Annotated in this window: 1 protein-coding gene; it reads right to left on the bottom strand. The window is 47.8% G+C overall.

Features of this window, described 5'->3' with window-relative positions; all coding sequences use genetic code 11:
- Positions 1-270, bottom strand: a 270-nt coding sequence (locus tag RYX56_RS22525; protein ID WP_317124143.1) for an AAA family ATPase, incomplete at both ends; no start/stop codon positions are given.

Genomic DNA, 270 nt, shown 5'->3' with positions numbered 1-270 from the left:
GACAAACTCTTGTCTGCCTTCATCACCCGGTTGGAGAATCATGGTCCCGGTAATATCGGAGGGCATTAAATCTGGTGTGAACTGGATTCGACTAAATGCCAGGTCCAGACATTCTGAAACGGACCTGACGAGCATGGTTTTGCCAAGTCCCGGCAGCCCTTCAAGTAAGGCATGCCCTCCTGAGAAGATACTCCATAGTACCTGGTCAATGACTTCTTCCTGACCAACAATAAAATTCATTAACTCTTGTTTTACCCGCTTCAGCTGCTC

This window comes from Alkalihalophilus lindianensis (assembly GCF_032843265.1).
Taxonomy (GTDB): domain Bacteria; phylum Bacillota; class Bacilli; order Bacillales; family Bacillaceae_D; genus Alkalihalophilus; species Alkalihalophilus lindianensis.
Note: the sequence above shows the minus strand (reverse complement) of the source record. Positions and strands in the feature narration are given on the sequence as shown.